8 protein-coding genes are annotated in these 11,820 nt (G+C 64.8%); 6 read left to right on the top strand and 2 right to left on the bottom strand.

From position 1 onward, the window contains the following. The first annotated feature begins 111 nt into the window (after positions 1-111). The 6 genes from D619_RS0106300 (at position 112) to D619_RS0106275 (ending at position 9,688) form a co-directional block, all read left to right on the top strand. The gene (locus D619_RS0106300) at positions 112-1,596 is read left to right on the top strand and encodes an FAD-linked oxidase C-terminal domain-containing protein (RefSeq protein WP_017667729.1); all 1,485 of its coding nucleotides are present in this window, start codon (positions 112-114) and stop codon (positions 1,594-1,596) included. Continuing rightward, positions 1,596-2,729 carry an FAD-binding protein gene (locus D619_RS0106295; protein WP_017667728.1) on the top strand — a complete coding sequence of 378 codons (1,134 nt, stop codon included), beginning with the start codon at positions 1,596-1,598 and terminating at the stop codon, positions 2,727-2,729. Before D619_RS0106300 ends, D619_RS0106295 begins: the two co-directional genes overlap by 1 nt. Next, a complete protein-coding gene (gene glcF / locus D619_RS0106290; protein WP_017667727.1) occupies positions 2,726-3,997 on the top strand; it encodes a glycolate oxidase subunit GlcF in 1,272 nt (423 codons plus the stop codon). The genes D619_RS0106295 and glcF overlap by 4 nt, the downstream gene beginning before the upstream one ends. Before the next feature lie 311 nt (positions 3,998-4,308). Beyond that, positions 4,309-6,957, top strand: a complete 2,649-nt coding sequence (locus D619_RS0106285) for a TonB-dependent receptor (protein WP_017667726.1) — start codon at positions 4,309-4,311, stop codon at positions 6,955-6,957. 76 nt (positions 6,958-7,033) lie between these two features. Continuing rightward, positions 7,034-8,110: a TIM barrel protein gene (locus D619_RS15780; RefSeq protein ID WP_017667725.1), complete on the top strand. Its 1,077-nt coding sequence runs from the start codon at positions 7,034-7,036 to the stop codon at positions 8,108-8,110. A 546-nt stretch (positions 8,111-8,656) separates the two neighbouring features. Beyond that, entirely contained in the window at positions 8,657-9,688 is a 1,032-nt protein-coding gene (locus tag D619_RS0106275; RefSeq protein WP_243442611.1) for an alpha/beta hydrolase, read from the top strand. Between the two features lie 10 nt (positions 9,689-9,698). Here D619_RS0106275 and D619_RS0106270 read toward each other — a convergent pair whose 3' ends face one another. Both D619_RS0106270 and D619_RS0106265 read right to left on the bottom strand, forming a co-directional pair. After that, entirely contained in the window at positions 9,699-10,487 is a 789-nt protein-coding gene (locus tag D619_RS0106270) for an SDR family oxidoreductase (protein WP_017667723.1), read from the bottom strand. Positions 10,488-10,533: 46 nt separating this feature from the next. After that, positions 10,534-11,778 (bottom strand): acyl-CoA dehydrogenase family protein, encoded by a 1,245-nt coding sequence (locus D619_RS0106265; protein WP_017667722.1) that lies wholly within the window; start codon positions 11,776-11,778, stop codon positions 10,534-10,536. Positions 11,779-11,820 lie beyond the last annotated feature (42 nt).

Below are 11,820 nucleotides of genomic sequence, written 5' to 3'. Positions count from 1 at the left end.
CTTGTTCTCCCCCGCACGGGCGCGGTCTATCGTCTTGCGCCGCCGTAAAACTGTATATAGACGACAGTTTTACCCTGTCAAACCAGACCCGTCGCAGCCCAGGATGATCGCATGAAGATGCCAGAACCCGACGCTGCTGTCATGGCCCGACAGGTTGAAATCGCCGCTGCGCTTGGCACCATCGTGCCGGATGGGGTGATCGCCGATGTGGATGGCGTCTCGCCCTATGGCAGCGATGGGCTGGTGATGTACCGGCAAAGCCCGCTGGCCGTGGTGTTGCCGCGCACGACGGAACAGGTGAGCCGGGTGCTGGCCTGGTGCCATGCCAATGGCGTGAAGGTGGTCGCACGCGGATCGGGCACCTCGCTGTCGGGCGGGGCGCTGCCGCTGGCCGATGGCATCGTGCTCGGCATGGCGCGCTTCAACCGCATATTGCGCGTGGATTATGACAATCGCTGCGCCGTGGTGCAGCCGGGTGTGACCAATCTCGCCGTATCGCAAGCCATTGCGCACAAGGGCTTTTATTATGCGCCCGATCCGTCGAGCCAGATTGCCTGTTCGATTGGCGGCAATGTCGCGGAAAATGCCGGCGGCGTGCATTGCCTGAAATATGGCACCACCAGCCCCAATCTGCTGGGGGTGGAACTGGTGCTGATCGATGGCACGGTGCTGCGCCTGGGTGGCCCGGGGCAGGAGCAGGCCGGCTATGATCTGCTCGGTCTGGTCTGTGGCTCGGAGGGGCTGTTGGGCGTCGTCACCGAAGCGACGGTGCGCATCCTGCCCAAACCCGCGACGCAGCGCGCGCTGCTGCTCGGCTTTCCCTCCGTCGCCGATGCCAGCGACTGTGTGGCGGCGATCATCGCGGCTGGCATCATCCCGGCCGGGCTGGAGATGATGGACGCACCGGCCATCCGCGCGGCCGAGGATTTCGTGCAGGCGGGTTACCCGACCGATGTGGCAGCGCTGATGATCGCGGAAGCCGATGGCAGCGCGGCCGAGGTTGACGACCAGCTTGCCCGCATCACCCAAATCGCCAAGGCTCACAACTGCACCCACCTGCGCGCCTCCACCGACGAAGCGCAGCGGCTGCTGTTCTGGGCCGGGCGCAAGGCGGCGTTTCCCGCCGTGGGTCGCATCGCGTCGGATTATTATTGCGTCGATGGCACCATCCCGCGCCGGCAGCTTGGCGCGGTGCTGGGCGAGATCAGCGCCATTGTCGCCCGCCACGGCCTGGGGGTGGCCAACGTGTTCCATGCAGGCGATGGCAATCTCCACCCGCTGGTGATGTATGATGCATCGGTGCCGGGCCAGACCGCGGCGGCAGAAGCGGCCGGTGCCGCGATATTGAAAGCCTGCGTTGATGCCGGCGGCGTGCTGACCGGCGAACATGGCGTGGGTGTGGAAAAGCGCGATCTGATGGAACATCAGTTCAGCGCCATCGATCTGGCGGTGCAGAGCCGGCTGAAATGCGCTTTTGACGCGCATGGCCTGCTCAATCCCGGCAAATTATTCCCCACCCTGTCGCGCTGTGCCGAAATGAACGCCATGCATGTCCATGGTGGGCGGCTGCCATTTCCTGAATTGCCCCGATTCTGATGGCCTGTCGCCCTGCCACGACTGAGCAACTGGCCGAAGTGATCCGCGATGCAGCGGCGCATGGGCGGTCGCTGGCCGTTTCCGGCAGCGGCAGCCGGCCCGGCATCGGCCCTGGCCCAGCCGAGGCGGACCTGGATCTGACCGGTCTTGGTGGCAGCATTGATCATGATCCGGCCGAGCTGCTGCTCACCCTGCCAGCGTCGGCGCCGCTCGATCATGTCGAACGACTGCTGGCGCAATCCGGCCAGTGCCTCGCGTTCGAGCCGCCTTCGCCTGATGCCATCTGGGGGCTGGGCCATGGCACGATCGGCGGTGCCATTGCGAGCGGGCTTTCCGGCCCGCGCCGACCGTTCGCCGGGGCTTGCCGTGATCATGTGCTGGGCCTTTCGGGTGTGACCGGGCGCGGCGAGATTTTAACCGCTGGCGGCAAGGTGCTGAAGAATGTGACGGGCTTTGATCTGCCGCGCCTGCTCACCGGCTCACGCGGCACGCTGGCGGTGTTGACTCAGATCACCCTGAAAGTGCTGCCGCTGGCGCCGGCGCAGGCGACCCTGCTGCTCCCCGCCGACACGCCGGCCAAGGCAGTGCGCATCATGGCCGATGCGCTGATGATCGACGGCGGCATCACCGGCGCGGCGTGGAGTGAGGGCGCGGTGCAGTTGCGCATCGAGGCCAGCGCGGCCGTGCTGCCAGCCTTGGTGGACGCCGCCCGCGCCCGGCTGCCCGCTGGCCAGCTGATCGAGGGCGACGCCAGCCGCGCGCTGTGGGCGGCGATCGCCAGCCTTCATGGCCATGCCCGCGCCGACGAAATCATCTGGCGCTGTCCGCTGCCCGCCAGCCGTGCGCCGGCATTGGCGGCCTTGCTGCCGCCAGCAGCGCGGTTGCGGCTGGATTGGGCCGGCGCGCTGGCCTGGGTGCTGCTGCCGGCCAGTGCGGCCGACCTCGATGTGCATGCGCTGGTGGCGCAGGCGGCCGGCCGCGAGGGCCATGCCGAACGGCTGCGCGGCGACGGCCCGATCCCGGCGCGTGCGCCGCTGGAACCGGGCGTGGCCGCCCTGTCGGCGCGAGTGAAGGCGCTGTTCGATCCCGCCGGCATCCTGTCGCCCGCCGCGGCACCGGGAGGCGCGGCATGAGCAGCATCGATGTCGCCGCCGCGCAGGATCGCATCCGCAAATGCGTGCACTGCGGCTTCTGCACTGCCACTTGCCCGACGTACCTGGTCACCGGCGACGAGCTGGACAGCCCGCGCGGCCGCATCTGGCTGATGAAGGATATGCTGGCCAACCCGGCCGCTGCCCCGTCCCCGCGTGCCGTGCACCATATCGATCGCTGCCTGTCGTGCCTGTCGTGCACCACCACCTGCCCGTCGGGGGTGGATTACATGCATCTGGTTGATGCCGCCCGCGCCCATATCGAAACCACCCATCGCCGGCCGCTGCCCGATCGCCTGCTGCGCGCCCTGCTGCCGGCGCTGCTCACCCGGCGCGGCCTTTTCCGCCTGGCTCTGCGCGCGGGCCGGCTGGTGCGGGGGCTGGCGCCGTTGCTGCCCGCCCGCCTGGCGGCCATGCTGGCGATGGTGCCGGATGATGTGCCGGCAGCAGGTCTGGCCGAGCGCCTGGCGCCACCGCTGCCGGCCGCTGCCCGCGTTGGCCGGGTTATCCTGCACCTGGGCTGCGTGCAGCCGGTGCTGCGTCCGGCCATCGACGATGCGGCGCTGCGCCTGCTCGCCCGTCATGGCGTGGAGGTGGTGATCACCCGGCAATCGGCCTGCTGTGGTGCGCTCGATCATCACCTCGGCCGCGAAGCCGCCGCCGCCGCCCATGCCCGCGCCAACATCGAAGCCTGGGAAGCGGTGGGGCCGGTGGATGCCATCATCATCACCGCATCAGGCTGCGGCACGGTGATCAAGGATTATGCAGCGCTGTTTGGCGATGATCCCGCCATGGCCGCCCGCGCCGCTGCCATTGCCGCCCAGGCGCGCGACATTTCCGAATATCTGGCCCTGTTGCCGCCGCTGCCGCCGCAGCTGCCTCCCGGCATCGCTGTCGCCTGGCACAGCGCCTGTTCCCTGCAGCACGGCCAGCAGGTGAAGGCGGCGCCGCGCCAGTTGCTGGTGGCGGCCGGCTTTGACGTGCGCGATCCGGCCGAAGCCCATGTCTGCTGCGGTTCGGCCGGCAGCTATGCCATCCTGCAGCCCGAACTTTCGGCCGAACTCAAGCGCCGCAAGCAGGCGGCGCTGGCGGCCACCGGCGCGCAGATCGTGGCCAGCAGCAACATCGGCTGCATCGGCCAGATTGGGCAGAGCGGTGGGCCTGAACTGCATATCGTCCACATGGTGGAACTGCTGGATTGGGCCAGTGGCGGGCCAACGCCGCCGGGTCTCTCGCCGCAAAACTGTTGATTTTCTGCATCACCGGGCGATTGATTGCCTTCTGATCGATGCACCCCGCACCCTATTACAGTTTGGCGTTGACGCCATCTGTATACAGTCTACAAGTGTTGCAAGCCATTGCCCGGAAGAGGCGTGGCGGCCAGCCGGTGTCGTGACAGGCCCTGCCATGCAGCAGGGGCGCGCGCATGGTGGTGTGTGGGGAGGGTGGAGTGGGCAGATGGTCTGCCCACATTGCCGGCAAATCCGGCAGCAGATCTGACGCCGTCCCCCCCATTGCCATGAATTGCCTGCCTGGCAGCAACTGCGTTGGGGGAGAAAGCATGACGCGCATCCTATTCCTGAAGCGGGGCCAACTGCACCGCGCCACTTGCATGGCGGGTGCTGCCGCACTTGCGTTCACGCTCGCCGGGGCTGCTGCCGCCCAGACAGCCGCAGCCGCAGCCGATGACAAGTCCGGCGCTGCCGAGGAAGCCGCCGAAATCGTGGTGACCGGCACCAGCATCCGCGGCGTCGCGCCGATCGGGTCGCCGCTGATCGGCGTCGATCAGGAATTCGTGAAGGTCAACGCGCCGGCCAACCTGTCGGAACTGCTCAGCCTGGTGCCGCAACTTGGCAACTTCGGCGTCAATCACGAAGTGGCCACCACCGGCCGTTTCCGCACCGGCGGTTTCCTGCCCAACATCCACAATATCGGCATCTTCGCGACGCTGGCGCTGTTCAACGGCCACCGCATGGCCGCCGTCGGCGGTGAAGCCGTGCTGCCCGATCCGGGCATGATCCCGGTGCTGGGCATCGGCCGCGTTGAGATCGTCGCCGATGGTTCGTCGGCCGTTTACGGTTCCGATGCCGTCGCCGGTGTTGCCAACTTCGTCTACCGCCGCGACATGGATGGCTTCGAAGCGCAGGGCACCTACGGCTTCTCGCCCGAACATTCCTATGAAAAGCGCAACCTGGCGCTGGGCTGGGGCAAGAAATGGTCCACCGGCAACGTGATGATCGTTGGCGAGTACAGCGCCAACAAGTCGCCCACCAACGAGGAAATCCCCTTCATCCGGGCCGATCAGCGGTTCCGCGGCGGCATTGACCGGCGCACCACCACCTGCTCGCTGCCCAACGTCACCATTGGCAGTACCGTCTATGCCTATCCGTCGTTTGCCACCGGCAACGCCAACCGCAACCGCTGCGAAAACCAGCTGGCGCAGGAAGTGGTGCCGGAATCGACGCGCTATTCGGTGCTGGCGACGGCCCGGCAGGAACTGAACGACACTGTCACGCTGTGGGCCGAAGCCAATTATTCCAACCTTGAAACCTCGCGCGTGGCCAACCCACGCAACCTCAACATCACCGTGCCGCAGAACAATCCCTATCTGCTGCTGCCGCCGGGCGTGTCGTTGACGCCGGGCCAGACCGTGAGCGTGGTGCGCAACGGCGAAGGCCTGTTCCCCAACCCGGTGAACACGCAGAAATCCGAAGTGCTGGCCATCACGCTGGGTGCCGACGTGAAGCTGGGCGGTGGCTGGCTGCTCAACGTGATGACCCATTATTCCAAGACCAACGATTTCAACTCGCAGCCGGAAATCGATCTGATCGCGGCGCAGAATCTGGCCAATGGGTCGACGCTGACCACCGCCTTCAACCCGTTTGGCCAGGCTGGCCAGAACAATCCGGGCGTGCTGGCCCAGATCGACAATGGCTTCACGCAGATCAATGACAGCTCGCAGTTTCTGCGCCAGCTGATGGTGAAGGCCGATGGCCCGTTGTTCGCCCTTGGTGGCGGCGACGCCCGCATGGCTGTCGGCACCGAGTTCCGCGACGAACAGGCCGATCAGCTGCAGATCGGCGGCGTGCCCGGCCCGACCCAGTTGCTGGTGCGCGACGACCGGATTTCGCGCTTCGTGGCGGCGGCCTTTGCCGAAATCAACCTGCCGTTCTTCACCTCGCAGAACGGCATGCCCGGCATCGAGCGGCTGGAACTGTCGGTTTCCGGCCGGTACGACCACTACCAGCAGCTGGGCGGTACCTTCAATCCGAAGGTTGGCCTGGTCTATGCACCGGTGAAGGACCTGTCGTTGCGGGGTTCGTGGAGCACCAGCTTTGTCGCGCCGAACATGGGCCTGATCACCTCGATCTTCGGCGTGCCGCAGATCGGCCTGAACATCGCCGGCTTCGGCAACAACGTGAACATCTACAACCAGGGCGGCGGCAATCCGGCGCTGACCCCGGAAGAGGCCGAAACCTACTCGCTGGGCGCCGATTTCACGCCCAGCTTTGTCCCCGGCCTCAAGCTGAGCGTCACCTACTACAATGTGACCTACAAGAATCTGGTCTACAAGCCGACGCAGGCGGACGCGTTCAACAACCCGTTCTTCAGCTTCGCGGTGATCCGCAATCCGACCCCGGCGCAGGTGGCGGCGGCCATTGCGGCAGCGCCACCGCAGAGCCCGGTGCCGGCGCGGATCGATGCCATCTTCCAGTCGTTTGCGATCAATGTCGGCCAGCGCATCATCGATGGTCTCGATCTTGATCTGAGCTACAAGGTGCCCACCAGCATCGGCAATTTCACGCTGAACGTGAACGCCAACCGCCAGCTGGGCTTCCGTCAGGAACTTGCGCCGGGCACCGGTTTCCAGGATATCATCGGCCAGCAGAGCGCCATCAAGTGGCGCGGCCGCGGCCAGCTGAGCTGGAACCTGGATGATCTGACCGTGTCGGCCTTCATGACCTACATCGGCCCGTTCACCAACATCACCTCCGGCACCGCCTTCCCCAATGTGAAGAGCTGGGAGACGTTCGATCTCACCGTTCAGTATAATCTGCCCAACGTGCTGAAGGGCAGCCAGATCCAGCTGCGCGGATCGAACATCTTCAACCGCTGGCCGCCCTTCTATGATGGCACGCAGGGCTTCTTCGGCAACGCCCACTCGCCATTCGGGCGGACGCTGGAACTCACGTTGCGGACAAAGTTCTGATCAACTTCTGAAGTCACTTGTGCCGGGCCTCGTGCCCGGCACATTTGTTTCAAGGCGATGCGAAGGGAGATGCTGAATGCTGATGAGCCGTCGCCGGTTCGCACAGGCCGGCTTTGCCGCTACCCTGTTTGCCGGCTTCCCCAGCCTGGCCATTGCCCAGTCGGAAGGCGCGCTGCCGCCCAAGTCGCCGCTCGGCATCGCCGGCACCGGGCTTTCGGCGCATCTGCGCGGGCTCGACGGCGTGGCCAGAGGCCTGCGCGATGATCCGGTGGCCTTCCTCGACTATGTCCGCAGCCTGGGCGGTGGCGGTGTGCAGATCGGCGTGGGCAAGGCCCACATCGCACGCTTCCGGGCCCGGCTGGACGAACTGGGCATGTATTATGAAGGCCAGGCCGCGCTGCCCAGCCGGCGCGACGGCGATTATGGCCCGTTCGAAGCCAGCGTGCAGGCCGCAGCGGCGCTGGGCGCCACCTGTGTGCGCGCAGTTTCGCGTCCGCCCGAAGGTGGCACCGGCCGGCGGTACGAGACCTTCCGCAGCCGCGAGGATTGGTACAGCTGGCTGGCCGAAGCCAATGCCATCATCGAACGCTGTGTACCGATTGCCGAGAAATATCGCATCGCGATCGCGCTGGAGAACCACAAGGACCGCACGGTTCATGAACATGTCGCGCTGCTGAAGCGTATCGACAGCGAATATCTCGGCAGCCTGATTGATCCCGGCAACAACATGAGTTTCATGGAAATGCCGGAAGAGACGGTCGCTGCGCTCAGTCCGTGGGTGAAGGCCTGTTCCCTGAAGGACATGGGCGTGGCGCCCTACGAGGATGGCTTCCTGCTGTCTGAAGTGCTGTTCGATACTGGCATGACTGATCAGGCCAAACTGTTCGGGATGATGCGAAAGGCCAACCCGAAGATCTTCCCCACCACCGAACTGATCACCCGTGATCCGCTGAGGGTGCCTGTGCTGACCAGCGGCTATCACGCGCCGTTTGCTGACCGCCAGCCGCGCGTCGAGAGGTGGCTCGCCATGGTTTCCAAGCGCCAGACCAAGCTACCGACTGTCAGCGGACTTTCACCGGCGGCGCAATTTGCACTGGAAGAGGAAAACACACGCAAGGTGTTTGCGTGGGGCCTGAAGGCCATCAAGAGTTGAGCCGCGTGCGATACAAGGAGATATTTGGCGTCCTGATGCGCAGAAATCGCCTGTGAGCCTGCTCGCCGCCGCTCCTGCCACCGATCAGGCTCATGTCGAAGTGAGCAGCCGAGTTCTCGCGTTGGGCGACGGAGGCGCTTCAGAATGCGGAGTGGGCGATGTCTGTTCAAGCAATCGAGGCACAGTTTGCGCGCGAAGAAGTGTTTGGAGACAAGGATGATCACGGGTTCTAACCGACCAAGCTTGGTTGGCAGGCCTTGCCTGTTTGGTTGATGAGCATTCCCTGAAATCGCATCTGAAATTCCCTGTTATCGCGACACCAAGTCCCTGTTCCGAAAGCGGTACTTTTCGAGGGAATGGTTGATTTCTCAGGGGCATACGCGCGCAGTTAGCCGCGGAAGCGGCTGCGAAATATACTGATAACAGGGAAAACAGGGAAATTTGCCCCTGAGCCTGGTTCGCGGCAGACCTCTTCCATCGCCAACTGTCTGATAACGCCATCACCGTCACCATCAAACCTGCAGCATCTCAGGGCTTTGTCCTGAGTTGAAAGCACCGCAAAGTGCGAGTGGTTTGCAAGGAGGTCCAGGCGTGGACGCAAGTGATGACATCGACCCGCTGTGGGCACCGCAGCCTGATGCGCTGCCCGGCTGGTTTCATGAAGCCCTCGCCGTGCCGCGCGAGGAAGGCTTCATCGACGTCGCGGGCACGCGCGTACATTATTTTCGGTGGGGCAACGCCGCGCATCCGCCGATCTTGATGACGCATGGCTTTCTGGCGCATGCGCGCTGCTTTGCGTTCATCGCGCCGTTTCTGGCGGGGGATCATCATGTCATCGCCTATGATCTGTCGGGCATGGGCGACAGCGCCAATCGGCCCGGGTGCGACACGCAGGCGCGCGGCGCCGAGATGATCGGGGTGGCCGAGGCGTTGGGGCTGTTCGAAGGCCCCTCCAAGCCGGTCATCATTGCGCACAGCTTTGGCGCTTCCGTTGGCCTGACCGCGATGGCGTTGGCCGCGGAGCGATTTTCCGGCCTGATCCTGTGCGACATGATGGTGCTGCGGCCCGAGGTGCTGGAGGAGCGGAACCGGCAAGGCAACGGGCGTCCGGGCTCGGGCGACCCCGACAAGCCGCAACGTCGCTATCCGGACTATCCCACCGCGCGCAGCCGCTATGTCCTGTCCCCGCCGCAGCCTGTCGGTGAGCCCTTTCTGATGGATTACATGGCCTTTCACTCGCTGCGCCGCAGCGGCGCGGACTGGACCTGGAAATTTGATCCGGAAGTCTTCCGTCAGAACGACGCGGAACCGGGGTGGCATGAGATGGGCAAGCGCGTTGTGGCGACGCCGGGCCGCAAGGCCATCGTCTATGGCGCCCAAAGCCTGTTGTTCACGCCGGACTCGGCTGACTATGTGCGCGAATTGGGCGGCGCCGATATTCCGATCATCGCGGTTCCGGAGGCGCGCCACCACCTCATGCTCGATCAGCCGCTGGCGTTTGTCACGGCGCTGCGTACCATCGTCGAGATGTGGCAGACCAACGAAAATACTGCTTCCAAGCAGCAGCGACCCGTTTGAGCCGCCGTCATCAATCGGCGAAGCCGGCCCCGGTGCTGGCATGGGCGACGCCGCCATCCACGGTGATCGTGTCGCCCACAACATAATCCCCGGCGCGGCTGGCGAGGTAGATGGCGGCGCCGGCCATGTCTTCGTCAACACCAATGCGACGGGAGGGGATGAACTTGGCAATCGCATCGCCGTGATCGCGCGCGACCCGGTTCATCTCGCTGGCAAAGGCGCCCGGCGCAATCGAGGTGACATTGATCCCATCCTTCACCAGCCGCGCCGCCATGCGCCTGGTGAGATAGATCAGCGCCGATTTGGAGGCGTGGTAGCTGTAGGTTTCCTGCGGATTGAGACGGATACCGTCGATCGAGGTGATGTTGATCACCTTGGCCGGCTGCGTGTGCGTGCCCGATGCCTTCAACAGGCCATGCAGCGCCTGCGTGAGAAAGAACGGCGATTTGACGTTCAGGTTCATCACCTTGTCCCAGCCGCTTTCCGGAAATTCCTCGAACGGGGCGCCCCAGGCGGCACCGGCATTGTTGACGAGAATGTCGAGCCTTGCTTCCTGCGCGGCGAGCTGTGCGGCCAGCGCCTGGCAGCCGGCGACGGTCGAGACATCCTGTGGCAGCGGGATGCAGTTTGGCCCCAGTTCCGCCGCCGTTTCGAGGCAGGCCGGCGCCTTGCGTGACGAGATATAGACCCTGGCACCCTGGGCAATGAAGCCGGCGGCGATCATCTTGCCGATGCCGCGGCTGCCCCCGGTGACAAGCGCGACGCGGCCATCGAGGCGGAACAGGCTGCTGGTGTCCATGATCTTGTGTCCTTGAATCGGGGCCGCTGCAAAGGGGGCTGAACGATCAGTGCAGCCCCGTCTCGTGCCGGCCGACCACCATGTGGTGCACCTCGTCCGGACCATCGGCAAAGCGCAGGTGGCGAACGTCGGCATAGAGTTCGGCCAGCGGGGTCCATTGCGAAATGCCGGCGGCACCGTGGATCTGGATGGCCTGGTCGATGATCTGGCAGGTCTTTTCCGGCACCATCGCCTTCACCATGCTCACCCACACCCGCGCCTCGCGGTTGCCGAGCACGTCCATCGCCTTGGCGGCCTTCAGCACCATCAGGCGCATCGCCTCGATCTCGATGCGGGCGCGGGCGATCAGTTCCAGATTCTTGCCCAGCATGATCAGCGGGCGGCCAAACGCCTCGCGGCTATTGCCGCGTTTCACCATGTAATCCAGCGCGATCTCGGCCTTGCCGATGGTGCGCATGCAGTGGTGGATACGCCCCGGCCCCAGCCGCACTTGTGAAATCTCGAACCCGCGGCCTTCGCCGAGCAGGATATTTTCATACGGCACCCGGACGTTTTCAAAGCGCAGATGCATGTGGCCGCGCGGCGCGTGATCTTCGCTGAACACATGCATCGGCCCCAGGATCTTCACGCCTGGCGTGTCCATCGGCACGAGGATCTGGGATTGCTGGCTGCTCGCCGGGCCATCGTCGCTGGTGCGCACCATCACGATCATCACCTTGCAGCGCGGATCACCGGCACCCGAGATGTAGAATTTCTCGCCGTTGATCACCCAGTCCTTGCCATCACGCACCGCGCGGGTGCGGATGTTCTTGGCATCAGACGAGGCCACATCAGGCTCGGTCATGGCATAGGCGGAACGGATTTCACCGGCGAGCAGCGGCTCCAGCCAGCGCTTCTTCTGCTCGTGCGTGCCCACCCGTTCCAGCACTTCCATGTTGCCGGTGTCGGGCGCCGAGCAGTTCAGGGATTCCGATGCCAGCGGCACCTTGCCCAGTTCGGCGGCGATATAGGCATAATCCAGATTGCTCAGCCCCTCGCCGGTTTCGGCATTGGGCAGGAAGAAATTCCACAGGCCCGCCGCCTTGGCCTTGTCCTTGGCCGTCTGCAGCAACTCCAGCTGCCCCGGCGCCCAGCTCCAGCGATCGGCCCGGCCCTTGCCCAGTTCCTCGAATTTCTCCGCAATCGGCACGACATTCTCGTTGATGTGACGGACAACAGCATCGAACAGCGGCCGCGCCTTTTCCGACATGCGCAGATCGTTCATCTCGGGATTGGTGAAGATATTGGTCATCGTCTCAGGTCCTCTTGTCCGCCCGCATGCTTGCCACCACGC

The organism is Sandarakinorhabdus sp. AAP62 (assembly GCF_000331225.1).
In the GTDB taxonomy this organism is placed as follows: domain Bacteria; phylum Pseudomonadota; class Alphaproteobacteria; order Sphingomonadales; family Sphingomonadaceae; genus Sandarakinorhabdus.
This window is presented reverse-complemented; position numbering and strand designations above follow the sequence as displayed.

Coding starts and splice junctions, on each gene's coding strand:
- D619_RS0106285 (WP_017667726.1), top strand. CDS start 4,309: ATGACGCGCATCCTATTCCTGAAGCGGGGCCAACTGCACCGCGCCACT.
- D619_RS0106265 (WP_017667722.1), bottom strand. CDS start 11,778: ATGACCAATATCTTCACCAATCCCGAGATGAACGATCTGCGCATGTCG.
- D619_RS15780 (WP_017667725.1), top strand. CDS start 7,034: ATGCTGATGAGCCGTCGCCGGTTCGCACAGGCCGGCTTTGCCGCTACC.
- D619_RS0106295 (WP_017667728.1), top strand. CDS start 1,596: ATGGCCTGTCGCCCTGCCACGACTGAGCAACTGGCCGAAGTGATCCGC.
- D619_RS0106300 (WP_017667729.1), top strand. CDS start 112: ATGAAGATGCCAGAACCCGACGCTGCTGTCATGGCCCGACAGGTTGAA.
- glcF (WP_017667727.1), top strand. CDS start 2,726: ATGAGCAGCATCGATGTCGCCGCCGCGCAGGATCGCATCCGCAAATGC.
- D619_RS0106270 (WP_017667723.1), bottom strand. CDS start 10,487: ATGGACACCAGCAGCCTGTTCCGCCTCGATGGCCGCGTCGCGCTTGTC.